The sequence below is a fragment of the Rhodoferax sp. genome (assembly GCF_018780565.1).
Classification (GTDB): Bacteria; Pseudomonadota; Gammaproteobacteria; order Burkholderiales; family Burkholderiaceae_C; genus Rhodoferax.
In genome coordinates this window covers 198441-223698 of sequence record NZ_JADMJN010000005.1, presented here as the reverse complement: position 1 = coordinate 223698, position 25258 = coordinate 198441, and the positions used below count along the sequence as shown (strand labels likewise).

24 protein-coding genes are annotated in these 25258 nt (G+C 56.9%); 4 read left to right on the top strand and 20 right to left on the bottom strand.

Translation table 11 applies throughout. The features are described from left to right. Positions 1 to 90 precede the first annotated feature (90 nt). On the top strand, positions 91 to 813 hold the full coding sequence (gene fnr / locus IV109_RS08550) for a fumarate/nitrate reduction transcriptional regulator Fnr (protein ID WP_296694891.1): 723 nt from the start codon (positions 91 to 93) through the stop codon (positions 811 to 813). Positions 814 to 836: 23 nt separating this feature from the next. Here fnr and IV109_RS08545 read toward each other — a convergent pair whose 3' ends face one another. The 9 genes from IV109_RS08545 to IV109_RS08505 all read right to left on the bottom strand — a co-directional run bounded on the left by IV109_RS08545 (position 837) and on the right by IV109_RS08505 (position 8595). Beyond that, positions 837 to 1127, bottom strand: coding sequence for a hypothetical protein (locus IV109_RS08545; RefSeq protein ID WP_296694889.1), 291 nt, complete (start codon positions 1125 to 1127; stop codon positions 837 to 839). A 31-nt stretch (positions 1128 to 1158) separates the two neighbouring features. Next, on the bottom strand, positions 1159 to 1440 hold the full coding sequence (locus IV109_RS08540) for a FixH family protein (RefSeq protein ID WP_296694887.1): 282 nt from the start codon (positions 1438 to 1440) through the stop codon (positions 1159 to 1161). A gap of 8 nt (positions 1441 to 1448) precedes the next feature. Then, a complete protein-coding gene (ccoG, locus tag IV109_RS08535) occupies positions 1449 to 2885 on the bottom strand; it encodes a cytochrome c oxidase accessory protein CcoG (protein WP_296694885.1) in 1437 nt (478 codons plus the stop codon). Positions 2886 to 2899: 14 nt separating this feature from the next. Beyond that, positions 2900 to 3823 (bottom strand): cytochrome-c oxidase, cbb3-type subunit III, encoded by a 924-nt coding sequence (ccoP, locus tag IV109_RS08530; RefSeq protein ID WP_296694883.1) that lies wholly within the window; start codon positions 3821 to 3823, stop codon positions 2900 to 2902. Positions 3824 to 3847: 24 nt separating this feature from the next. Beyond that, entirely contained in the window at positions 3848 to 3991 is a 144-nt protein-coding gene (locus tag IV109_RS08525) for a cbb3-type cytochrome c oxidase subunit 3 (protein ID WP_296694882.1), read from the bottom strand. 16 nt (positions 3992 to 4007) lie between these two features. Continuing rightward, a complete protein-coding gene (gene ccoO / locus IV109_RS08520) occupies positions 4008 to 4634 on the bottom strand; it encodes a cytochrome-c oxidase, cbb3-type subunit II (RefSeq protein WP_296694880.1) in 627 nt (208 codons plus the stop codon). 14 nt (positions 4635 to 4648) lie between these two features. After that, complete coding sequence (ccoN, locus tag IV109_RS08515) at positions 4649 to 6085, bottom strand: cytochrome-c oxidase, cbb3-type subunit I (protein WP_296694879.1); 1437 nt, start codon at positions 6083 to 6085, stop codon at positions 4649 to 4651. Positions 6086 to 6172: 87 nt separating this feature from the next. Then, positions 6173 to 6310: a cbb3-type cytochrome oxidase assembly protein CcoS gene (gene ccoS, locus IV109_RS08510; RefSeq protein WP_296694876.1), complete on the bottom strand. Its 138-nt coding sequence runs from the start codon at positions 6308 to 6310 to the stop codon at positions 6173 to 6175. Continuing rightward, entirely contained in the window at positions 6310 to 8595 is a 2286-nt protein-coding gene (locus IV109_RS08505; protein ID WP_296694873.1) for a cation-translocating P-type ATPase, read from the bottom strand. The genes ccoS and IV109_RS08505 overlap by 1 nt, the downstream gene beginning before the upstream one ends. Positions 8596 to 8772: 177 nt before the next feature. Here IV109_RS08505 and IV109_RS08500 point away from each other — a divergent pair, with 177 nt between their 5' ends. After that, entirely contained in the window at positions 8773 to 9216 is a 444-nt protein-coding gene (locus tag IV109_RS08500; protein ID WP_296694871.1) for a universal stress protein, read from the top strand. A gap of 55 nt (positions 9217 to 9271) precedes the next feature. Here the strand turns inward: IV109_RS08500 and IV109_RS08495 are convergent, their stop codons facing one another. The 10 genes from IV109_RS08495 to IV109_RS08450 all read right to left on the bottom strand — a co-directional run bounded on the left by IV109_RS08495 (position 9272) and on the right by IV109_RS08450 (position 22742). Next, on the bottom strand, positions 9272 to 10318 hold the full coding sequence (locus IV109_RS08495) for an HD domain-containing phosphohydrolase (protein WP_296694869.1): 1047 nt from the start codon (positions 10316 to 10318) through the stop codon (positions 9272 to 9274). A gap of 25 nt (positions 10319 to 10343) precedes the next feature. Then, the gene (locus IV109_RS08490; protein WP_296694867.1) at positions 10344 to 13889 is read right to left on the bottom strand and encodes a response regulator; all 3546 of its coding nucleotides are present in this window, start codon (positions 13887 to 13889) and stop codon (positions 10344 to 10346) included. Between the two features lie 44 nt (positions 13890 to 13933). Next, positions 13934 to 15070, bottom strand: coding sequence for an FIST N-terminal domain-containing protein (locus IV109_RS08485; RefSeq protein ID WP_296694863.1), 1137 nt, complete (start codon positions 15068 to 15070; stop codon positions 13934 to 13936). Positions 15071 to 15122: 52 nt separating this feature from the next. After that, the gene (locus tag IV109_RS08480; protein WP_296694861.1) at positions 15123 to 16679 is read right to left on the bottom strand and encodes a malonyl-CoA synthase; all 1557 of its coding nucleotides are present in this window, start codon (positions 16677 to 16679) and stop codon (positions 15123 to 15125) included. Positions 16680 to 16724: 45 nt separating this feature from the next. Next, complete coding sequence (locus IV109_RS08475; protein ID WP_296694860.1) at positions 16725 to 17525, bottom strand: enoyl-CoA hydratase/isomerase family protein; 801 nt, start codon at positions 17523 to 17525, stop codon at positions 16725 to 16727. An 8-nt stretch (positions 17526 to 17533) separates the two neighbouring features. Then, positions 17534 to 18529 (bottom strand): tripartite tricarboxylate transporter substrate binding protein, encoded by a 996-nt coding sequence (locus IV109_RS08470; protein WP_296694857.1) that lies wholly within the window; start codon positions 18527 to 18529, stop codon positions 17534 to 17536. 44 nt (positions 18530 to 18573) lie between these two features. Next, positions 18574 to 20112, bottom strand: a complete 1539-nt coding sequence (locus tag IV109_RS08465) for a malonyl-CoA decarboxylase (RefSeq protein ID WP_296694856.1) — start codon at positions 20110 to 20112, stop codon at positions 18574 to 18576. Next, positions 20109 to 20777, bottom strand: a complete 669-nt coding sequence (locus tag IV109_RS08460) for a GntR family transcriptional regulator (protein WP_296694855.1) — start codon at positions 20775 to 20777, stop codon at positions 20109 to 20111. Before IV109_RS08460 ends, IV109_RS08465 begins: the two co-directional genes overlap by 4 nt. A gap of 143 nt (positions 20778 to 20920) precedes the next feature. After that, positions 20921 to 21730, bottom strand: coding sequence for a prolipoprotein diacylglyceryl transferase (gene lgt / locus IV109_RS08455; RefSeq protein WP_296694853.1), 810 nt, complete (start codon positions 21728 to 21730; stop codon positions 20921 to 20923). A gap of 43 nt (positions 21731 to 21773) precedes the next feature. Next, the gene (locus IV109_RS08450) at positions 21774 to 22742 is read right to left on the bottom strand and encodes a LysR family transcriptional regulator (RefSeq protein WP_296694851.1); all 969 of its coding nucleotides are present in this window, start codon (positions 22740 to 22742) and stop codon (positions 21774 to 21776) included. 105 nt (positions 22743 to 22847) lie between these two features. Between IV109_RS08450 and ilvD the strand changes: the two genes are divergently transcribed. Continuing rightward, positions 22848 to 24542 carry a dihydroxy-acid dehydratase gene (ilvD, locus tag IV109_RS08445; RefSeq protein ID WP_296694849.1) on the top strand — a complete coding sequence of 565 codons (1695 nt, stop codon included), beginning with the start codon at positions 22848 to 22850 and terminating at the stop codon, positions 24540 to 24542. Positions 24543 to 24601: 59 nt separating this feature from the next. Here ilvD and IV109_RS08440 read toward each other — a convergent pair whose 3' ends face one another. Then, complete coding sequence (locus IV109_RS08440; RefSeq protein WP_296695723.1) at positions 24602 to 24847, bottom strand: TIGR04438 family Trp-rich protein; 246 nt, start codon at positions 24845 to 24847, stop codon at positions 24602 to 24604. Between the two features lie 102 nt (positions 24848 to 24949). Between IV109_RS08440 and IV109_RS08435 the strand changes: the two genes are divergently transcribed. Then, a complete protein-coding gene (locus IV109_RS08435; RefSeq protein ID WP_296694846.1) occupies positions 24950 to 25255 on the top strand; it encodes a c-type cytochrome in 306 nt (101 codons plus the stop codon). The last annotated feature ends 3 nt before the right edge of the window (positions 25256 to 25258 follow it).

Genomic DNA, 25258 nt, shown 5'->3' with positions numbered 1-25258 from the left:
CTTGATCTCAGTCAAATGAGTGCTGAATCCACATCAGGAAGATTTGATCAACATCAGGGCTGCCACCTAATCAGTGCCAAAATCTACATCATGACCCCTCAATCCATCAAAGTCGCCTGCTCCAACTGCAATATGCGAGAGCTCTGCATGCCCATGGGCCTGAGTTCGGACGAACTCGATCGCATTGACGAGGTGGTGGCAACCCGACGCAAAGTGAAGCGTGGCACGACGCTTTTTCGAAATGGCGAAAAATTCACGAGTCTGTATGCCATTCGAACCGGGTTCTTCAAAACCTGTGTGGCCTCGGAAGACGGCAGGGATCAAGTCACCGGCTTTCAGATGGCCGGCGAAGTCATTGGCCTTGATGGCATCGTGAATGACCATCACACCTGCGATGCCGTGGCATTGGAGGATGCCGAGGTCTGTGTCATGCCCTTTGACCGCATAGAAGAGCTTTCTCGCGAGGTCAATGTACTGCAACGTCATGTGCACAAAATCATGAGTCGCGAAATTGTGAGGGAGCACGGCGTGATGCTTCTGCTGGGCAGCATGCGGGCAGAAGAGCGGCTTGCGGCCTTCCTGCTGAACCTGGTTCAGCGACTGCATGCCCGTGGCTTCTCCCAATCGGAATTGGTGCTTCGGATGACCCGTGAAGAAATTGGCAGCTATCTGGGTTTGAAACTGGAGACCGTCAGCCGCACATTCTCAAAATTTGTTGAGGATGGCATTGTGGAGGTCAAGCAACGTCACGTCCGGATCCTCAATACGGACGCGCTCAGGGATATCGTCAACCCCAAAGCCTGTACCGAGTAAGTCGACTGCATGAAACAGTGCTGTTAGCAGGGTCCTTGCTTGGGGCAACCGTCCGGTCGGGCATCTGGAGGCAAAGGGCAACGATTGACTTCAAACGGCGACATCGACAGCAAAGTCGTCAAGCCACTTGATAGCATTGCGATCAGCCAAAACACAAAAAATGCGAGGGTATAAACACCTTGTCGAGAAATAGCCACCGGTTGCCCGAACCAGTGCAGATCTTGCGGATCAACCATCGCAAAAACCAGCACTTCAAGGATGCCGGCAACCAGAAAGGCCGGCCAGACAATCCACATCCATCGTTGTGATGCCATAGTAAGGCCTCCTGTTTATTGAAGCAAAAAGTCAGGGCTGAGTGGTAACAGTTTTTGACCTTGGCACAACCCCGGTCTGAGCGTGGTTGCGAGCCTGTATGGCGGGCGCGAGACTGGCATCCGTTTCCAGGGTTTTGTTGATTTCAATTCCCTTGCGGTAATAGTCTTCCGTAACGACCGGATCAGGCCTTGTAACGGCAAGATAAAGCGTTACGAAACCGGCGACGACAACGATGGCAGGGCCCGACAAAACCAGCCAGACATGTCCAAATTTCCACCAAGGCGCGCTTGAACCAAGATTACTTTGTGACATAAATATCCTTATCGGGGTATCAAAAATGCTGACTTCTCGGTCAAATGACCGGGTGAATCCACTGAATCAATTTGGAACTGAATGGTGTGCGAGCCCGGCGCTGCCGTATCAAAAGGAGCCTGCACACGCACCGCAACCCAACGCGACTGAGTAGACTCCACCATGACGAGACTGTCGGACGCCACCACCAAACCTGGCAAGCCGGTCACTGCAATTTTGTACCGCTGATTTGATTCCGTAGCATTCATCACTTGCAAGCGGTACACATTTTCGATTTTGCCGCCCGGCACAATGCGCGCCATGACACCACGGTCGCGCACCACGTCGACCTTGAACGGGACTCGCAGCGACAGACTGACCAGCATGGCAATCACGATCACACCCAGAATTGCGGTGTAAATCAAAACCCTCGGCCGTAACACATGACGCCACGTCTGCGCCCGACTCCAGTGCTGACTCATCGCGTTTTCTGTGGTGTATTTGACAAGGCCCCGCGCGTAACCCATTTTGTCCATCACGGTGTCGCAGACATCAGCACAAGCGCCACAGCCAATGCATTCATACTGCAAGCCCTTGCGGATATCAATCCCGGTGGGGCAAACCTGCACACACAAGCTGCAATCCACGCAAGCACCCAGATTCAGGCTTGCCGGGTCGGCCTTGCGCGATCTGGCGCCGCGCGGCTCACCCCGTTCAGCGTCATAGGTAACGATCAACGTGTCCTTGTCAAACATGGCGCTCTGAAAGCGCGCATATGGGCACATGTGTTTGCAGACCTGCTCACGCATGAAACCGGCATTGCCATAGGTGGCAAAACCGTAGAAAAAGGTCCAGAAAACTTCCCATGAACTCATGCTCATCTGCAAAAATTCCAAGCCAAGGTCCTTGATTGGCGTGAAATATCCCACGAAAGTGAAGCCGGTCCAAAGTGCCAGGGAAATCCACAGAAAATGCTTCAGGGCTTTGCGAGTCAGCTTATCTGCCGACATCGGCTTGGCATCACGCCGCATTCGCGCCGAGCGATCACCCTCCACCTTCTTCTCAATCCAGAGAAAAATCTCCGTATAAACCGTTTGGGGGCACGCATAACCACACCAAAGGCGCCCCGCTACTGCCGTGAACAGGAACAACGACAGGGCAGAAATAACCAGAATACCAGTGAGATAGATGAAATCCTGCGGATACAGCACCAATCCGAAGATATAGAAACGCCTGGAGCCGAGATCAAACAACACGGCCTGACGCTGGCCCCACTCCAGCCAGGGCAAACCATAAAACACCAACTGGGTCAAAACAACCATGCCCCAGCGCCAATTGGAGAAAAATCCAGAAACGCTGCGCGGATAAATTTTTTCGTGCGACGCGTACAGGGAGACCATAACCTCATCCGTCTCTTGCGGGACGATGGGAATGATCTTTCTGTGACTGGACTCCTGATTGTTCAAACTTATTCTTTCGATTACTTGGAAACAGCACCAGTTTTGACTTTATTGGAAAGTCCCCATACATAGGACGCAAGAACGTGAATTTGCGGTTCAGTCAATTTGTCCGCTTGGGCGGGCATCTGGTTGACTTTGCCGCCATTGATCATGGCAATAATGGCCGCCTCACCATAACCGTGCAGCCATACGTCGTCGGTAAGATTGGGGGCACCCAAAGCCTGATTGCCTTTGCCATCCATGCCATGACACGCAGCACAGCTCGCAAATTTTGACTTGCCAAGCGAGGCTTGCAGGGAGTCGTGAGGACTGCCGGACAGGCTCAACACGTACTGGGCCAAATTCTTGACATCATCGGCAGAACCGACTGCCGCACCCATGGGCGGCATATTGCCCACACGGCCTTTGGTCAGGGTTTCCTTAATGGTCGCTGGCGCACCACCATGCAACCAGTCGCCATCGTTCAAATTGGGAATGCCTTTGCTTCCTCCTGCATCGGAGCCGTGACACTGGGCGCAATTGTTCATGAACAATCGCTCACCAATGGCCATTGCCTGTGCGTCGCCCGCGACTTCTTCAGGTTTCATGTTGGAAAATTTGGCATAGAGCGGTGCGACATCTGCATTGCCCTTGTCCACCTCGGTCTGGTGCTGCCCCGTCGATGACCAACCGAGCTTGCCGGCATAAGTACCCAAACCAGGATACAGAGCAAGGTAGACGAAGGCAAAAACGATCGTAATGACGAACAACCAGGCCCACCAACGCGGCAAGGGATTGTTCATTTCCCGTAAATCGCCATCCCAGACATGCCCGGTGGTGTTGTCGCTGGCTGTCATGGCCTTGGCTTTGCCACTGAACCACAGCAACAGAAGACAGGCCAAGATGCTGACCAAGGTGACCCCGGCTACGAACAGTGACCAAAAATTACTTGTGAAGTCGCTCATTTTTTTTCCTTGTGTTGCGGTTCGTCAGTCTTGTTCAAAGGGCAGCTTGGCAGCCTCATCGAAATCGGCGGCATTTCGGCGGGAATAGGCCCACACGATGATGCCAATAAACGTGATGAAGCTGGCCACCGTGGCCAAAGAACGAAGGGTGTTGATATCGAGTTCCATCCGAGACTCCTTCCGCTTAACGAACCAGCGTACCTAAAACCTGCAGATACGCAATCACCGCGTCCACTTCCAATTTGCCCTTCACCTCTTCGGCAGATTTTGCAATCTGCTCATCGGTATAGGGCACGCCCACTGTGCGCAGTGCCTTCATGTGCGCCGGCATGGAGGTCGCATCCACCGTGTCCTTGAGCAACCAGGGGTAGGCTGGCATATTGGATTCCGGCACCAGATCGCGTGGATTGTTGAGGTGATCACGGTGCCACTGATCACTGTACTTTCCACCCACCCGGTGCAGGTCAGGGCCTGTGCGCTTGCTGCCCCACTGGAAGGGATGGTCATAGACGAATTCGCCAGCGACCGAATAGTGGCCATAACGCAGCGTCTCGGCACGGAAGGGACGGATCATCTGCGAATGGCAGTTGTAGCATCCTTCACGGATGTAAACGTCGCGACCCGCCAGTTGCAGCGCCGTCAGGGGCTGCAAGCCTTTGACGGGCTCGGTCGTGGACTTCTGGAAGAACAGAGGAACGATTTCCACCAGACCACCAACCAGCAACACCAGAAGGATCAAAACGATCATCAAGAAGTTGTTGGTCTCGATTTTTTCATGCGACAGTCCGCCGCTTGTCTTGTTGTTTGCCATGTTATTTTTCCTTCTCAGGCGTGGGCGACAGCGGCCGGGATGGTCACGGTGACGGAGCGGCCATTGGTTGCCGTCTTGAGTACATTCCAGAGCATGATCAACATGCCACCGAGATAGAGCAAACCACCCAGCAAGCGCAATACATAGAACGGGAATGTTGCTTTGACAGACTCAACAAAGGTGTAGGTCAGTGTGCCGTCGGTATTGATCGCGCGCCACATCAAACCCTGCATCACACCGGCAATCCACATGGCAGCGATATAGATAACGATACCAATCGTTGCTGCCCAGAAATGAATCTCAATAGCTTTGACGCTGTACATCTGCTTCTGACCAAACAAACGGGGGATCAGGTAGTACATGCTGCCCATGGTCACCAGACCAACCCAACCCAAAGCACCTGAGTGGACATGGCCCACGGTCCAATCGGTGTAATGGGACAATGCATTCACGGTTTTGATGGACATCATTGGACCTTCGAACGTGGACATGCCATAGAACGACAGGGACACGATCAGGAAACGCAGGATCGGATCGTCGCGCAGCTTGTGCCATGCACCCGACAAGGTCATGATGCCGTTGATCATGCCACCCCAGCTTGGCGCCAGCAGAATCAGCGAGAAGACCATACCCACCGACTGGGTCCAGTCAGGCAAGGCCGTGTAATGCAAATGGTGCGGACCCGCCCACATGTAAGTGAAAATCAGCGCCCAGAAGTGAACGATGGACAGGCGATAAGAATAAACCGGACGTTCAGCCTGCTTGGGAATGAAGTAATACATCATGCCCAGGAAACCGGCCGTCAGGAAGAATCCCACGGCATTGTGACCATACCACCATTGCACCATGGCATCCTGCACACCGGCATAGGCGGAATAGGATTTCATGTACCCGGCGGGAATCGCAGCGCTGTTGACCAGATGCAACAAGGCAACGGCAAGAATGAAGGCTCCGAAAAACCAGTTGGCCACATAAATATGGCGCACTTTGCGGGTACCGATCGTGCCGAAGAACACCACGGCAAATGCCACCCAGACCAGCGTAATCAGAATGTCAATTGGCCACTCCAACTCGGCGTATTCCTTGCCCTGGGTGTATCCCAAGGGCAGCGAAATAGCGGCGGCCAAAATAACAAGCTGCCAACCCCAGAAGGTGAAAGCGGCCAGCTTGTCGCCGAAGAGGCGCACCTGGCAGGTTCGCTGGACAACGTAATAGGCACTGGCGAACAAACCACATCCACCAAACGCAAAAATCACCGCATTGGTGTGCAGGGGTCGCAATCGACCATAACTCAACCAGGGGATACCCAAATTCAACTCGGGCCAAGTCAACTGCGCGGCAATGATGACGCCGACCAGCATACCGACCACACCCCAAACCACGGTCATGATGGCAAACTGCCTGACGACCTTGTCGTTATAGGTGCTTGCTTGCGCATTGGGAAATATCATTTTCACCTCTTCTAAGTTTGTTTGAGTCGAGTTTCCTATGGAAAACCCGAGTATCGTTTGACGAAGGTCAACCCTGGCCAAAAATTCTTATGAATCCTTAAGAATTCGCTCTCCTTCGGACTCCACATCCTCAAATTGGCCACGGTATACCGCCCACCATAGTCCTCCAAGAATGAAAAAAACCAGGATAACGGACAGCGGAATAAGCAAATACAGGACATCCATTACGTTTTCTCCAATGATGGAATACTTTTTGACAGGCGCAATGCATTGAGCACAACCAAGAGGGAGCTGAGCGCCATGCCCAAACCAGCCAACCAGGCCGGTAACCAGCCAACAACGGCCAAAGGTACACATACCGCGTTGTAGATTGCCGCCCACCACAGATTCTGGCGCACAACCCGCAGGGTCTGACGGGCCAGTTGAACACTTTTTGCCACATCGCCAAGCTGATCGCCCAGCACCACGAAATCTGCCTGGGCTTGCGCCAATGGTACGGCCCGGCCAAAAGCGAATGAAACATGGGCACCCGCCAGTACCGGACCGTCATTGAGCCCATCCCCCACCACAGCCACCTTATGCCCCTGTGCCTGGGCGTTTTGCAGGAAATCGAGCTTGTCCTGCGGAGAGCAGTCCCCTTTCCACTGCGCTATGCCCACCCGGGCGGCCACACCTGCGGCCGCCCGGGCGCCATCGCCAGACAACAGATGCACCTTGATGCCCGCCCCCTGTAGGTTCGCGATCGTGTCCAACGCATCCGGACGCACATCTTCATACAACTCAAAAGTGGCCAGCCAGCCCAGACTGTCAGCCAGGCAAGCCTGCACTGAATCTGTTTGGGCGTGCGTCACCCCGCAGAAGGTTGCCGATCCAAGGCGCAGTTCATGGGTCTCATGCGGTGCATCCTCACGCTGCACTTGACCCGACACCCCGGCGCCCGCGACCTCCTTCACGGAATCAGCTTTCCATAAACCGGTTAGACCGCCCTCTGCCGCCGCAGCAGCCAGCGCTTTGGACACCGGATGCAATGAATGCGCCGCCAGGCCAGCAGCCATCGCCAATGCCTGCTTGGCGGTAATCCCCTCGCGCAGACGGGAGACACCCAGAACCAGGGCATCGCGTGTCAATGTCCCTGTCTTGTCAAACACAATCGTGTCGATGGCAGCCAAAGCCTCGAAGGCTTCCAGCCGACGCACCAGTACGCCGCTTCGCGCCAAGGCACCCGCTGCAGCCAGCATGGCCGCCGGCGTGGCCAGGGACAAGGCGCAGGGACATGTGACGACCAGCACCGCCACGGCAACCATCAAGGCGTGGCCGGGGTCTCGACCCCACCAAAAGGCGCAGGCCAGGCCAGCCGCCAGCAGGACGCCCATCAGAAACGGCTTGGCAATTTGATCGGCCAGCCGAGCCAATGGCGGCTTGCTGGTGGAGGCGCTTTCCATCAGCGTCACGATCTGGGCGAATCGGGTTTGATCGCCAGTTCGCTCCACCCGAACCAGGACCGCATTGGTGAGGTTATGGCTACCCGCGATCACCACGCCGCCAACCCCGCGCGCAACCGGGCGGGACTCGCCCGTGAGCAAGGCCTCGTCAACCGCCGTATCGCCATGCTGCACGACGCCATCAGCGGGAAAACTTTCGCCAGGCAAGATGCGTATCACATCACCCGGCTGCAAACGACGCACCGGAACCCGCTCAAATTGATCATCCTGCCCGCGCCGCAATACGCTGTCGGGCAATCGGTTCATCAGGGCTTCAAGAGCGCCTGCTGTTCGATCGCGCAGTCGCAATTCCAGCCAACGCCCCGCCAGCAGGAAAAAAACAAACATCGTGAGCGAATCGAAATACACCTCGCGACCAAAATTCCCTTGGGGATCAAAGGTGCCGACAGAGCTCACTGCAAAGGTAATCAACATGCCCAGCGCGACGGGCAAGTCCATGCTGACACGACGATGCATCACATCACGCAAGGCACTACTGAAAAATGGACCGCATGAAAACAGGATGACCGGCAAGGTCAATACCCAGGAGGCCCAGCGTAAAAGTTGCTCCATCTCGGCGGACAGATCCCCTGGCACCGCCACATAAGCCGGGTAGGCGTACATCATGACCTGCATCATGCACAGCCCGGCCACCAGCAAACGCCAGAGGGCCTTGCGGGCCTCGCCCTTGCGACGCTCCCGGGCAAACGCATCATTGGCAGGCACGGCACGGTAACCCGCTATTTCAACTGCACGCATCCAGGTCGAAGGGAGGACCGTGTTTGGCGACCAGACGACACGGGCACGGTGGCTACCGGCACTGACCTCGGCACTGACGATTCCTGGCACGCCCAGCAGAGCATCCTCCAGAGTCAGCGCACAAGCCGCACAATGCATGCCCTCAATCAACAGGTTGGATTCCCAACAGTCGGCGCGGCGGGGATCAGGCCGGCTGAAGACCGGCCACTCTTGCGGGTCGTCCAGCAGGTGCAGCAAGTCCTTTGCCCCACCCGTATCCGGTGAATTCATTGGGTCCCTGCCGGTCGTTTCACCCTGCTTTTGGTGCAACGCGACGAAGACTGGCGGGCTTGGCAATGACATAGGCCTTGAGCTTACCCTTCGATGAGACGTGTTTAATTGACAAAGATCAAGATAGCCTGGAGGGACAAGCGTAAGCTCAAGCGTCTCAATCAACCGGAGAAATACATGTACCAAAGAATTTTAGTGGCCACCGATGGATCTACCTTGTCAAAAAAGGCTGTTGCCAGTGCCATTGGCCTGGCAGTCCTGACAGGGGCAGAGCTGGTGGCCCTGAAGGTCATTCCTCGTTACCCACAAAGCTATTTTGAAGGTGGATTGGCCCTGCAGGCAGCAGAGGTGAGCCGGGTCGAAAAGCAGTGGGCACAGGACGGACAGGCTATCGTCGATGCGGTGCAAAAATCGGCCCTGGCCAAAGGTGTCAAAACCAAGGCTGTCACGGTCAAGTCCGATCTGGTGTCCGAAGCCATCATTTCTGCGGCGAAGAAACAGAAATGCGACCTGATTGTGATGGCGTCCCATGGCCGCCGTGGCATCAAACGCCTGTTACTGGGCAGCGAAACTCAGCAGGTTCTGACGCACTCCCACATTCCGGTTCTGGTCCTGCGCTAACACCTGGAACAACCTGGGAAGGCCTGTAACGGGGGATACGTCACTGGGTGCGTGGTCATTCCATGTCATCCTGGAAGCGCTGGCGTATTTCCAGCACTTCATCCCAATGCGCCATGAAAACGGCCACGCAAGCCGGATCGAAGTGACTGCCAGCGTTGGACTCCAGGTGCTCCACGGCCTGCTCCAGCGTCCATGCCTTCTTGTATGGACGCTCGGATGTGAGTGCATCAAACACGTCCGCCACGGCAACGATTCGACTGAATATGGGTATATCCTGGCCCGCCAGGCCTCCCGGATAGCCGGTACCGTCAAACTTTTCATGATGCGCCCTGGCAATCGCCGCACCCGCCTGCAGCACCTTGGATGAACTGCCCTTGAGAATTTCATAGCCAAAAATGGCGTGCTGTTTCATGATCTCAAACTCGTCCGGTGTCAGCCGTCCAGGCTTGAGAAGGATGTTGTCGGCAATGCCCACTTTGCCAATGTCATGCATGGGCGCAGCCTCCAGCAGAAGCTCCTGATCGGCCACGGACAAGCCAAGCCCTCTCGCGATCAACTCCGAGTAGTGGGCCATACGCAAAATGTGCGCACCGGTTTCAGGGTCGCGGTACTCTGCAGCCTTGGACAGGCGGATCACCGTCTCACGCTCACGCTGAACAATCTCTGAGGTCGCTTTACGTACTTCTTCGGCCAGCCACTCGGCCCGGTCGGCCAGTTTTTTCCTGGCGTCGCTCAAGACAAGCATATTGCTGGCTCGGGCCAGGAATTCAATCTTGTCCACGGGTTTGGTGAGAAAGTCCGTGGCACCCGCGTCAAGCGCACGGTAACGAACCTGCTTTTGATCATTGGCGGTGATCATCAGAATAGGGACACTCTCCTTGCCGGGTGTCTGCCTAAGGCGGCGAATGAACTCGATGCCGTCGAGCTCCGGCATCATGTAGTCAACGATCACGAGATCCGGATCATTGCCCTGCGCCCAGGCCAATCCATCAGCCGAACGGGAGAATGTCTTGGACTCAGTTTCCGCCATCTTCTTGACCAGGGCCTCAAACAGGATCAGATTGATTTCGGTGTCGTCAACAATGAGTACCTGGTGTGTCATGGCTTCTCCATTCTTGATCTGGCATTCATCGTATCGCAATAACCCGCTGCAATACTGCGACCAGTTGATTGCCCTCAGTCGCAAGTGCGTCAACCAGATCCGCCAGGCCTGCTGTGTCGCCCCGGGTTGCCAGGATCTCTACCCTGAGTGCCAGCTCTACTGCGGGCCGGGCACCAAACATGGCCAGTGTGCCTTTCAGAGCGTGCGCAATATGCAACATGGGCTTGAGATCGTGCTCATCCAATGCCTGTTTCATGACCTGCAGATCGCGCGGCCACTGTCCGACGAAGGCTTCTGCAATGATGTCAACAAGCTCTTGATCCATGCCCGCCAGCGCATCTTGATAGTCGAAACCGCCCGCGCCAGAGGCCGCAGTGTCACGAACTGCGCCGTCAAATGAGAATTCCGCATCGCCGTGATCCGACGCATACTGCTGTAACAGCTGCTGCAACACGGCTGGTTCGATCGGCTTGGAGATGTAGTCGTCCATGCCAGCGGCGATGCAACTGTCGCGGTCACCCTCCATCGCATTGGCCGTCATGGCGATGATGGGTGTGTGCCGCTGCGTCGACTCGGTTGCTCGAAAACGTCGCGTAGCCTCCAACCCATCCATGACAGGCATCATCATGTCCATCAAAACCACGTCAAAACTTTGCCTTCCCAATAGATCGAGTGCAAGCTGGCCATCTTCGGCCAAAGTCACCCGATGACCCCATCGGTTCAGCAAGGTGATGGCAAGTCGTTGATTCACCATGTTGTCTTCAACCAGCAAAATGCTCAGAGACACCTGCTCGTCCTTGATGGAATGACGTGTAACGAGCTTGGCAGATACAGACACAGCAACATTCATGACGCGTAGCAGGATTTGCAGCAATTCATCGCGGGTGAAAGGCTTTGACAGGTAGGCGGCGAAGCCCAAGTCACGCGACCGTTGAGCGTCACCCTTGAGTCCTCCCGAAGACAACATCACCAGGGGAATCCTGGCACACTGGGGCAGCTCGGCAATCCGTTGAGCCGTGGTGAAACCATCGAGCCCCGGCATATGGGCATCCAGCAGGACCAAATCCCAGGCACCCTCGTCAATAGACTGCGATAACAAGATAAGGGCCGCTTCACCGGAGTCAGTCTCCCGCACATTGGCGCCCACGCTCTTCAACAGGCGCATCAAGACTGCGCGATTGACCTGATTGTCATCAACCACCAGTACCTGCATGCCTGTCAAATCCAGCGCACCGGGCACGTCATCATCGCCTTGATCATCGACAGACAGTCGTATGGCGAAATAAAACTCGCTTCCACGCCCCACCGCGCTCTTGACCTGAAGGCGGCCTCCGAGTGCTTCAACCAATCGGCCGGAGATGCTCAGACCCAAGCCGGTTCCACCATACCTGCGCGTGATTGAACTGTCTTCCTGCGAAAAAGCATCAAAAATGGAGGCAAGCTTGGTCTCGGGGATGCCAATGCCTGTGTCGGACACGGTGAACTGAAAAGCAATCTCTCTGTCATTGACGGGCGTAACCTCAACCCGCAGGACAACCTCGCCCTTTTCGGTAAATTTGATAGCGTTGCCCACCAAATTCATCAAAACTTGTCGCAAACGCCCTGGATCACCCAACACCGGCATAGGTACATCAGGCGCAATGTCACAAACCAGTTCAAGACCTTTGGCCTGTGCCTGCACGGACAGCACTTTGAGCATGTCGCCTATGGTGCGCCCAAGGTGGAACGGTACGGTTTCGATCAGAAGATGCCCGGCTTCAATCTTGGAGAAATCAAGAATGTCATTGATCACCCGAAGCAGGGATTCCGCCGATGACTTCACAACGGTCATGTACTCGCGCTGCTCATCGTCCAAATCAGTATCCAGCGCGAGTTCCGTCATGCCAATAACGCCATTCATGGGAGTGCGGATCTCGTGGCTCATGTTCGCCAGGAAGTCGGACTTGGCCCGGTTGGCAGCCTCGGCATCTTCTTTGGCTCGGCGCAACTCCTCCGAAACCCTCATGGATTCGGTGATATCTGCAAAATAGCCATTCCACAAACGACGACCGTCTGCCATCTGTTTCAGCTGCGACTCGCCGTGGATCCAAACCGCTTCACCCGTCACTTTATGCATGAGACGGAAATCGGCACTCCAGGCCGTCTTTCGTTCGACGGAGGTAGCCAATGCTGCCAGCACAATGGGCAGGTCCTCTGGATGGATCAGTCCGAAAATCGCCTGCGCATCGGCCATGATCGCATCAGCCCCCACGCCACATATGCGTTGAATCGCAGGGCTGCAGAATGGAAACGATTGATGACCGTCTGGCGACAGGCAATATTGATAGACGGCAACCGGAATATTCTCGGTAACTTCGCGCAGGCGCGCTCCGGCTTCTTTCAAGACAGTGACATCCTGCCAAATGCCGGTAAAGATGGTCGCGCCATCCTCTGCAAGTTCCGGCTCGGGGCGGATTTCCCCTCTAAGCCAGCGCAAGGAGCCATCCGGCATCACGATTTGATAATCGTCGGTCCAGCGCTCGCGGCGCTCAGCAGCCGCCAGCACGTCCTGCACACAGCGCTCGCGGTCTTGAGGAACGATTTGGAGCGCGGAAATACTGCTATCGGCCAGCAATGCGGCAGGGTCAAGACCTCGAATTTCCTTGAGTCGATCACTGACAAATGTGTAGCGTGTCTTTTGCTTACCAACCTCACATCGGTAAACCACCCCTGGCACCGTATTGGCGATCTGACGCAGGCGGGCTTCGGCTGCCTTGATCTCGGCTTCCATGAGCTTGCGCGCCGTGATGTCGGTACGAATCGCGATGAATTGAGTGGGCGCCCCGGTTTCGTCGCGAAGCGGCACGATGGTGGACTGCATCCAGTACAGGCTCCCGCTGCTGGCTCGGTTGCATATTTCGCCATGCCATACCTTGCCAGCCAGCAATGTCTGCCACAACTCGGTAAAGAACGCCTTGGAGTGAACGCTGGATTTGACAATCCGGTGGTTCACCCCCAGGAGCTTTTCACGCGGGTAGCCACTGATTTCACAAAATTTGTCATTGGCGTAAATAATTCGCCCACCCACATCGGTAATGCTGACGATGCCATGTTGATCGAGGGCAAATTTCTGATTGGCGAGGTCCACCAGGGCCGCTTGCAGATCTTTTTGACTTTCTTCACGTTGCTGCACCAGATCTGACATCAATCGCGACAAGGATTCCAGGTTGTCATCCAGCAGCGGCGGAAGATCCACATCCATCGTCTCCATCAGTGCACTGGCTGTTGCACGCAAGGAATCCATGGCCCGGGTTCGGCTGGCGAGCTCGGTTCGGATGTGATCGTTGGTGTGGGTCAGTTCAATCGAACTGAGTTGCAGGCTTCGGGTTTTTAGATCCAGGTCACGATCGCTTTGCTCATAGGCGCCATCAACCCGCTCGAGAAAATCGCCAAGTCCGCTCAACACGGAGGCAGCCTGCGGCGACAGGCCATGGAAGCTCGATATTCTTTTCAGCTCATCAAGCACGGCGGACAGCGGTGCCTCACCCGTGCCAAGCAAGCGTTTCGTCTGACGGGCAAGAAGCTTATGCATACGCAGGCTCAATCCAAGGTGTCGAAATTGCAGAGGTATCGGATTTAAACCTCCGAAATATGGGTGATCGTCATGGTCTGATTGTGCAATTTGCACTCGGCGTTGTGCGTAAAGGGGCTGATCTCGCCATTGGAATAAAAACCGGTCAGCGTGGCGCCCTGTCCAAAAACTTCGCCCACCGCCTCAACCTCCTCGTCCACGCGGCCACCCATTACCAGTTTGCGCCCCACACAACTCACCAGCAAGGCCAGGCCCGTTCCATCTCCCGTTCCCATGGTTTTGGCCGCCTGCGCAGCCGCCTCGGCGCCATCGATCAAAGCGTCGGAACTGGCGTGCATCAGCCGAAGGTAGCCGTCAGGATCAATGTCACCGGCCAGGGTCAAGCTGCCGGCCTGCCCGTCCACGCCCAAAATGGTTCGAATCAGGCCCACTTCGGTGTGATCGCTTCCCAGCATGGCAAAGGGGAACAGCAGACCGGACGCGGGAAGGTCTTTGGCATGATCGCCCAAGTAACGCTTGTAGATGTCGAGGGCTGGCTCGCCATCGAGCTCAAAGAGAACATTGTTGTCGCAACGTGTCACTTTTCTGGTCGGGCCAAACGGCGACCAGCCGCCAAAAGAACCATGCGAAAAGCTCAATGCTTCGCCATAAAAACCCAGGCACACCAGGCTATCGTTATGAACGCCAGTGTTGTCCAGAACCCATGTTTCCCTGAATGCGGCGGCGTCTCCGGCAAGGCCGCCAGTGATGGGAACCGAAGACCCAAGTACCTCTGCCATCCCCGCTATGAGCGAACTGCCATTGATCGCCACGCCCTGTCCCAGAACCAGCACCGCGCGCAGGCCTTCTTTGGGCAATTGCTTACCCAGACGCTGGCCGGCAGAATGCGAATCCTCCATGCCCATCAGGCGCGTCGATGACGCCATCATCCTGGTCTTGTCAAAGCGAACCGCCGTGACAACGCATGTGCCGTCACTTACACCCGCCCGGGAAATTTCTCCTGCGGTGGAGCAACCGGCCCGCGTGGCCGAAGGAAACAGTGTCGCCAAGGGAGCCACCACACTTTTTAGCAAGTCAATGGACGAGAAAACCAGCACCAAGTTGGGCGCCAGTGCCTTGAGCGATTCAAGCTCCGCCGACATGTTCTGACTGCTGCTCAAGGTAACTTGCGCGACTTGCATGGCGTGTGTCCTTTAACGACAGTTCTTTGGGAGGGCGTGAATACAAAAGATATTACATCGGCTGCCCTGCACTGTACTGTGCACGCAGCACATTTTTTTGAACCTTGCCCATGGTATTGCGCGGCAAGGCCTCCACTACAAAACATTGCTTGGGTACCTTGAAGTTCGCCAGCTGTGACTTCATGCTTGCAATGATCTGAGCAGGATCGAGCGTGGCACCCGGCTTGGCAATGACCACCGCTACCCCAACTTCACCGAAATCAGCATGAGGAATACCGACCACGGCACTTTCCGCGACGCCGGGCAATTCGTTGATATAGCCTTCAATCTCCGCGGGGTAAACGTTGTAGCCGCCACTGATGATGAGGTCCTTGCTGCGGCCCACAATCGTCACATAGCCCAGAGTATCAATTCTGCCCACATCGCCAGTCTTGAAGTAGCCATCGGCGGTGAACTCTTCCGCTGTTTTTTCCGGCATGCGCCAATAGCCCTTGAACACATTGGGTCCCTTGACCTGGATGCCACCGATTTCGCCCACGGGTACAGGATTCCCGTCGTCATCCTGCACTCTCAAACTGACACCTGGCAGCGGATAGCCGACCGTGCCACCACGCCGCTCGCCCTGATCCGGAAAATAAGGATTGGAGGTGAGCATGGCCGTCTCGCTCATGCCGTAGCGCTCCAGAATAGTGTGGCCGGTTCGGTTCTGCCACTCGGTGAAAGTTTCAATCAGCAGCGGTGCCGACCCGGCGATGAACAGGCGCATATGGCGTGCCGCCTCCCGGGTCAGCCCGGGCTCGGCCAGCAGGCGCACGTAGAGCGTGGGCACACCCATGAATACCGTGGCCTCAAGCATCTTCCGAATCACCAGTTTGGGGTCAAACCTGGACAGCCAGATCATTTTGCTGCCGTTGATCAGCGCGCCGTGAATCGCCACGAACAGGCCATGCACGTGAAAGATGGGCAATGCATGAATCAGCACATCATCGGCTCGCCATCCCCAATACTCTTTCAATACCAGGGCGTTGCTCAGCATGTTGCCATGGGTGAGCATGGCACCCTTGGACCGACCAGTGGTGCCGCTGGTATACAAAATGGCGGCCAGGTCATCGGCGTGCCTGGTGGCCACCGCATGCTGGTCGGAACAGTGTGCGGCACGATCAAGCAGTGAGCCAGTGCGATCGTCGTCGAGCGTGAACACATGCAGCGTGCCAGCCTTGAAAGCAATTTTGCTGACCCATCCGAAATTCTTGGCTGTGCACACGACCACGGCCGGTTCGGCATTGCCAATGAAATACTCGATTTCAGCGCTCTGATACGCCGTGTTGAGTGGCAAAAAAACAAAACCGGCGCGCAAGGTCGCCAAATAGAGCACCATGGCCTCGACGGATTTTTCCACTTGCACCGCAATGCGGGAGCCTTCCGGCAGACCCAGGGATTCCAGCAAGTTGGCCATCATAGCGGTGGCACGGTCCAGATCGCGCCATGAGTAATACAGGCCGTTGTCGGTTTCAACCGCAACAGCATCCAGGTTCTGTGGAAAGGCTGCGCGCAACGCCGCAAAAAGATTGCCGTTGCTCGGGCTGATGGTGGTGTTCTGTGTGCGCATATCAATATCAGTATGTGAGGGAAATGAATCAATGACGCCGAAGGTTCAGAATGCGGGTTTTCTCTTCTGCAAGAAAGCCAGAATACCCTCGCGGTGCTCCGCACTGTCCGCATAAGCGTAGGCGTTGGCAACGTGATTTGCTGTTAAATCCGTAGCTAAAGCAGAACTATCAATGGGGGGGGTGGAGCCAATTATTGCCCGAAGTGTCTGTTTGTTGAGTCGGGCCGCCTGGGGCGCCAAGGCAGCGATGCGCGAGGCGGTGGCCTGCGTCTCGGTGGCCAGGTTTCCCGGCGCCAGCACCTGACTCAAAAAGCCGGCGGCCTTCATGTCGGTTGCGCTGAAAATTGCGGCCTCCAACAGCATGCGGCGCGCCGTGACCAATCCAGCTTCACGCGCCACCAACTCGGCCTCACGCGGCGCCATGGGAAAACCAAGCTTTGCAATGGGTGCGCCAAATTTCGCAGTGTCGCTGGCCAGACGAATGTCACAGCAGCTGGCAATCTCAACGCCTGCCCCCATGCAATTGCCCTCAATCCGGGCAAGGATCGGTACATCGCAGTTCAGCATGGCCTGCAAGCCACCCCAGACATCGTTTTCATGGAAGTCACGCAAGCTGGATTCGTGAAACCGAAAGTCGGTGTATTCGGAGATATCACCACCGGAACAAAAGTTGCCTCCGTCCCCGGCAATTACCACGCAACGCAGGTCTGCGCTGCTTTGTACGCTGTCGAAGACCTTGCGCAATTCGCGCCACATGGCGCGCGACATGGCGTTGAAACGGGATGCATGGCAAATGGTCACCTGCCCCACACCCGCCATTTTTTCAAATTGAATACTGCCGCCCATGCGCGCCCTCAATCCAGTTTGGCACCAGAGGCCTTGACCACCACGGCCCAGCGCTTGACCTCCGAACTGACAAAGCTGCCAAACTGCGTCGGGGTCAGGCTGCCAAACTCGGCGCCATTGCTGGCCCAGATGGCCTTCAGCTCCTCGGTGGCCGCAGCACGACGCATCTCGTCAACAATGCGGGCCTGCACATCAGCCGGTGTTCCCTTGGGCGCCCACAGGCCATACCAGGTGGACACGGTGTAGTCGGGCAAGCCCAGCTCAGCGGCGCAGGGCACGTTGGGGAAAGCTGGATTGCGCTTGCCGCCGGACACCATCAACGCCTTGATGCGACCACTCTTGATGTGGACGGCGGACGAACCGAGTCCGTCAAACATCATGTCCACGTTGCCGGCAATCAGATCCTGCAACGCCGGACCGGCTCCGCGGTAGGGAATATGGGTGATGAAGGTTTTGGTCTGCAATTTGAACAGCTCCCCCGCCAAATGGTGCGAGGTACCGCCACCCGCAGAACCGTAGTTCATGCGGCCCGGATTTTTTTGCACCTGCGCCATAAAGTCCTTGAACTCACCTGGCACCAGCCTCGGGTTGACAACCAGCACCTGCGGCACATTGGCCATCAGGGCCAGTGGCACGAAGTCCTTTTCGATGTCGTAGTCCAGTTTGGGGTACATCGAAGGTGCAATCGCGTGATGCACGGCACCCATGAAAAGCGTGTAACCATCGGCTGGCGCCTTGGCCGCGATGCTGGCACCAACGGTGCCGCCGGCGCCGCCACGGTTGTCGATGATGAGTTGCTTGCCGGTCAATTTGGAAAATTGCGCAGACAATGGCCGCGCGAACGCGTCGGTGCCTCCCCCAGCCGGAAAAGGCACCACCAAGGTCACAGGCTTGGTCGGCCAGGTCGCCTGAGCCAAGCCCGGCAAAGAACTGCCGGCGACGCTGGCTGCGGCAAGGCGCAAAAGATCGCGGCGCGTGTTGAATGTCTGTCGTGTGAATGTCATGTCTGTCTCCTGTTGTTCATTCTGCTGAAAATCAAAGTGGCCGGTCAAAAACGCAAGTCCTCGATATCGCCTGAAACCGGAATTTTTCCCAAGGCCAACTGCGCCCGGTATTTGTTCAACCGTTTCAGGTCATAGAGGTAGTTGACCATCATTCCGTAAGACTGCTTGAGTCCCTTGGATGAAGGATCGCCTCCCCAGTTCAGGCGCTCTATGCGCGCGCCGTTGCCCAAATGAAAGCGGGCCACTGCATCAAGCGGCTTGCCGTCCACCAGCTCATGGCCAAGATACTGAGCCGCACATTGCAAAAGCATGTGACGCACGGGCGATTTTCCATCCAGGTCCAACGCCCGTTCTGCCGCACTCAGCAAATGCGTGGCGGTCACAGGCTCAAAGCCGACGGCACGTCCAAGCTCTGCACGGGCTTTGTCGTCAAGCTGCTCAATCATGGCTTGGGCATTTTTGCCAAGCCAGGCGCGAAAACCGGGGATTGGCGAGAGCGTGGCAAAGATCTTGAGGCGAGGAAATTCGGCCTTGAGGGTTTCAACCACACGCTTGATCAGCGAGTCGCCAAAACTCACACCACGCAGACCGGTCTGCGTGTTGCTGATGGAATAGAAAATGGCGGTGGTGGCTTTGTTGAGATCCTCCACGGCGGCCGACTCGTCAAGCAGGGGCGTGATGCCCTGCGCCATCTCGTGCAGCAATGCCACCTCGACGAAGATCAGTGGCTCATCCGGCAGACGGGGATGAAAGAAGCCATAACAGCGCCGGTCCGAGTCGAGCCGGTTCTTCACGTCGTTCCAGCTCTTGATGTCATGCACGGCCTCGTACCGGATCAGCTTCTCGATCAGGGACGCGGGGGAATCCCAGCTGATGCGGCGCAGGTCCAGAAAACCCACATCGAACCAGGTTGAGAACATGTACTCCATCTCGACATCCAGCGCCTGCAATCGCTTGTCGGATTTCAGGAAAGGCAGCATCTCGGCACGCAGGTCCACCAGAAAGCGTATGCCCAGGGGAAAGGCGCTGAATCGTTGCAACAAACGCCTGCGCGGCGATACGGTTGCACGGCGGTAGTGAACCTCGGCCGCGGCCTCGTCGGGCGTGCCCACTGCTGTTGCGTACTGAGCCTGCGCCCGCTTGACGACCTGCGGATCGGCTACGAACTGCTCGCTCATCAACAGCCACACGTCACGTCGCTGCTCCAGCGTGGCGCGGGCATACCACTGGGCAAGCGCACTGGCGCGACGCCCCCCTTCCACTTCGCTGACATGGTTGTCCACCACGGCCTGCAACTCCGCCAGCGCACGGCGCAGTACGCGGGGCGAAAGAGCCTCATCCTGCTGACGCAGCGTGGCGGCCAGACGCTCCCGGGTGGAACGCGTGGGCTGGCGGACGCTCTTCGATGCAGGCGCCACACCTGGCCGAGCTGCCATCCGGGCGGGCGCCGATACTTCGCTTTTTGCTATTTTTTGAATAGCAAAATCTGCAACATCGGCAGGGGCTACATCGATGTTTTTTGCCAAACCTTTGGTAGGCAACAACCTCGACACCTTGCTACTGATCCAGTCCGAGGTATTCATGCCAGCAAGCTGCTTTTCTTGTCACGCGCCAATGCGCGCAAGGCTTCACGCTGGCGCGTGAGGTGGGTGCGCATGGCCGCATCGGCCCCTTCGCAATCGCGCGCACGCAAGGCGGCATACACCGCCAGATGCTCGCCCAGGCTTTGTTCAAGCCGCCCCGGCGCATGAAGTTGTTGCAGGCGCGCCAGCTTCAGGATCTTGCGCAGGTCGGAGATCACCTGAGCCAGCCAACGGTTGTTGGCCAGGGTAATGATGGCCTCATGGATGGCGAAATTGGTTGCGTAGTAATCGTTGATGCGCCTGGCCTTGGCATGCTTTTCCAGCCGTTCATGGAGCACATCCAGCGCAGCGATATCGGCATCACTGGCGTTGCGCGCCGCCTCGTAGGCGCAACGCCCTTCCAGCAAGGCAATCACAGGAAAGATTTCATCCAGGTCCTGCTCGGTCACCTCGCTGACGAAACTGCCCCGGCGCGGCTCATGGCGCACCAGACCTTCCGCGCTGAGCACCTTGAGCGCCTCTCGCAGTGGTGTGCGGGAGATTTTCAGGCTGGCGCACATCGCAGCTTCGTCAATGAAGCTGCCGGGCGTCAGCGTGCCGGCGAAGATCTGGTCTCGCAACAATACGGCAACTTCGTCGTGCAGGGAATTGTGAACCAGGCGCATGGTGCTGTTGAGTTTCTTGTTCGGGTGACGTTGAGGTGGCGCTGTGATTTTCAATAATTACCGGTAATTATTGAAAATTTCAAACAACTGCGCAAGACGTATCACCCCCGTACTAACCCGAGGGTGATGGCTCCATGGCTCATTCAGGACGCTATCGGGCGTTGAGCCCAGCGCCACAGCATGACGCCGCCCAGGATCATGGGGACGCAAAGCCACTGCCCCATGCTCATGCCCAGTGACAGGATCCCCAGATGCGCATCCGGCTCGCGGAAAAATTCGGCGATGAAACGGAAAAACCCGTAGCCAAGCAAGAAGGCTGACGCCACCTCGCCCTGTTTGCGAGGCTTGCGGGCGTAAAGCCACAGCAGAACAAACAACAACAGCCCTTCCAGCAGAAACTGGTAAACCTGCGATGGATGACGCGGCAGGTCCCCCGCCCCACGGAACACCATGCCCCAAGGCAGGTCCGAGCTGCTCACACGACCCCATAACTCACCGTTGATGAAGTTACCCACCCGACCTGCTGCGAGACCCGTCGGCACGCAGGGCGCTACAAAGTCAGCCACCTGCAGCCAGGGCTTGCCCCGCGAGCGGGCAAACCAGATCATGGCCACGATCACACCCAGCATGCCGCCGTGAAAACTCATGCCACCTTGCCAGACCGCGAAGATTTCCAGCGGATGGGCGAAGTAGTACAGCGGCTTGTAAAACAAACAGTAGCCGATGCGCCCACCCAGCACCACGCCCATCACACCCATGAAAAGAATATCTTCCACATCCCGGCGCGACCAGGCACCCGTGCCTGTGATGGAGGCAAAGGGCTGATGCCGCAAGCGGCGAACGCCCAAAAACATGAACAGACCAAAAGCGGCCAAATAGGTCAAGCCATACCAATGAATGGCCAGGGGACCGAGCTGCAGCGCAACGGGATTGATTTGAGGATGAATCAGCATGGGCGCCATTGTGCACGCAAGCGCCAGCGCAGGGCGCCAGACCTCACTCCAGTTGCGCCCTGGCGAAAGTGACGAACCGCTCCAGTGTCGGACTCGCATGGTCCGGGCGCCATACCAGACTGGTCTCGCACCCCGGCATGGCACCGCCCTGCGCCCGGGCTGCAAGCACTTCGCGGTAAACCACCCCGGATCGCTGGAACTGGCGGACGCTGGCGGGCACCCAGGCCACACCCAGACCCGCCGAGACCAGGTTGATGATCGTCTGCATCTGGATGGCCTCCTGCGCCACCTGGGGTGAACTTCCGGCCGCATGGTACAGGGCAAAAATAGCATCAAACAGAGACGGCACAATGCGCCGCGGAAAGATGACCATGGGTTCGGCCAGGACATCCTTCAACGCTAGCGTCCCGGATTTCGCCAGGGCATGCTGCTCGGGCAACGCCAGCACCAGCGGTTCCTGCGCGATCAGCAAGTGCGCCAATCCTGGTGAGACAAACCCGGGGGCGTGCAGCATGAAGCCAGCGTCGATCTCACCGCGCTCGAACCCCTGCAATTGGACGTCGCCCGTGGCTTCCAGCAGGTCCAACTGCACCTTCGGGTACCGCACCCGAAACGCCCTCACCCACTGCGGCAACAAGTCAAAACCCACGGTAGACACAAAGGCCAGCCTCAGGCGCCCTGCCTCGCCCTGGGCTGCAGCGCGGGCCTGTGCTGGCAAAGCCTGCGCGCGGGCCAGCAGATCCTGTACCGCGGGCACAAGGGCCTGCCCTGTGGTGGTGAGCTGCACACTGCGTTTGGTACGGTCAAAGAGGCGCACCCCCAGCATCCTTTCGAGTTGGGCAATCGCCTGCGTCAAGGGTGGCTGGGTCATGTGAAGGCGTACGGCGGCATGACCAAAATGCAGTTCTTCTGCAACGGTCAGAAACTGACGCCAAAGCCGCAACTCAATCAAATGCGAACGCTGGGGCGACGCGGAAGATGCATCAGGCAAGCCTGGATTGAATTCACTCATATGAAAAATATATTAATTAGTACTTAAAAATATATTGGAACAACATAATAGCCCGGCGCATACTCCGATCTGAAAAAATCCAACCCTCTTCACGAAAAAGCTCTTATGGACACCAAACCCGTCATCCTGAACCCGCGTAGCAAGAACATCACCGAGGGCAAGTCCCGCGCGCCCAATCGCTCCATGTACTACGCGATGGGCTACAAAGAAGAAGACTTCAAAAAACCCATGATCGGGGTTGCCAATGGTCACAGCACGATCACGCCGTGCAACAGCGGCCTGCAAAAGCTGGCGGATGCGGCCATTGCCGCGATTGAAGAGGCAGGTGGCAACGCCCAAGTGTTCGGCACGCCCACCATCTCGGACGGCATGGCGATGGGCACCGAGGGCATGAAGTACTCGCTGGTCTCCAGAGAGGTGATTTCCGACTGTATTGAAACCAGTGTGCAGGGCCAGTGGATGGATGGCGTGCTGGTGGTGGGCGGCTGCGACAAAAACATGCCCGGCGGCCTGATGGGCATGCTGCGCGCCAATGTGCCAGCCATCTTTGTTTACGGCGGCACCATCCTGCCCGGCCATTACAAAGGCAAGGACCTCAATATCGTGAGCGTGTTCGAAGCCGTGGGCGAAAATGCAGCCGGCCGTATGAGCGACGAAGATCTGCTGGAAATTGAACGCCGCGCCATCCCCGGCACGGGCTCCTGCGGTGGTATGTACACCGCCAACACCATGTCGTCTGCGTTTGAAGCTCTTGGCATCTCGCTGGCTTATTCCTCCACCATGGCCAACCCGCATGACGAGAAGGTGAACTCGGCCAAGGAATCGGCACGGGTACTGGTTGAGGCGATCAAAAAGGACCTGAAACCCCGTGACATCGTCACCCGCAAGTCGATTGAAAACGCCGTCGCCGTCATCATGGCCACCGGTGGCTCCACCAATGCCGTGCTGCACTTTTTAGCCATTGCCCACGCGGCCGGGGTGGATTGGACCATTGAAGACTTTGAGCGCGTGCGCGTCAAAACCCCCGTGCTGTGCGACCTCAAGCCCAGCGGCCAGTACCTCGCGGTGGACCTGCATCGCGCAGGCGGCATTCCCCAAGTCATGAAAACCCTGCTGTCAGCAGGACTGCTGCATGGCGACTGCATCACCATCACCGGCCAGACCATCGCCGAAGTGCTGAAGGATGTTCCGGATACCCCGCGTGCCGATCAGGATGTAATCCGCCCCTTGAGCAACCCGATGTACGCCCAGGGACATTTGGCCATTCTGAAAGGCAACTTGTCGCCCGAAGGCTGCGTGGCCAAAATCACGGGCTTGAAGAATCCTGTGATGACCGGCCCGGCCCGTGTGTTTGACGACGAACAGTCAGCCCTGGCCGCCATTCTGGCGAACAAAATCGTGGCCGGTGACGTGATGGTGCTGCGCTATCTGGGCCCCAAAGGCGGACCCGGCATGCCCGAAATGCTGGCGCCAACCGGTGCGCTGGTAGGACAAGGTCTGGGCGAGTCTGTGGGACTGATTACGGATGGCCGCTTTTCTGGTGGCACCTGGGGCATGGTGGTGGGACACGTGGCGCCCGAAGCTGCTGCCGGTGGCACCATTGCCTTCATCCATGAGGGCGACTCGATCACCATCGACGCGCACAAGTTGCTGCTGCAACTCAATGTCAGCGACGAAGAAATTGCCAAGCGGCGTGCGGCATGGACCGCCCCCAAACCACGCTACACCCGTGGTGTGCAGGCCAAGTTTGCGTTCAACGCATCAACCGCCAGCAAGGGCGCCGTGCTGGATAACTACTGATCCAGCAGAGCCTCATGAAAAAAGCCCACCGGATTGACCCGGTGGGCTTTTTTTTGGATTCAGCGGCGTTTCTTCTTGTTCAGCGTGCCGATGGCCTCGCGATTGCTGTCAATGCGTGCCTGCCGACGGGCATCTTCCCGCTCCATTGCTTTCCTCTTGGTATAACCTGATGAATCAGCCCAGGCCCACCAGGCAACGGCCAAGCCAAACGGCATCAGGACGACCCACCAGTCCCAGGCGGCTACCGGACCGATTTCCAGATACTTCATCGCCAGCAAAACCAATCCCAGTCCCAAAAAATACATACCGTTCTCCTGATATTTCCAATTCACCTTATTCTGACCCGTGTCAACCGCAGTCATTACAATGACGTTTAGTGAATGTAACTCAACCCACGAGGAAAAATGATGAAACGTGCTCTCTTTGCTTTGGTTGCCGCGGTCTCCGTAACTGCTCCTGCGTTTGCCGATCTGGCCTTGGCGACTTCCAAGAACTGCATGGCTTGCCACGCGGTTGACAAAAAGCTGGTTGGCCCGGCTTACAAAGACGTCGCCGCCAAATACGCTGGTCAAAAAGACGCTGCTGACAAGCTGGCCGTCAAAATTATCAAGGGTGGTTCTGGTGTTTGGGGTGCCATTCCCATGCCGGCGAATGCGCAAGTGAACGAAGCTGAAGCCAAGAAACTGGCGGCCTGGATTTTGGCAGCCAAGTGATCC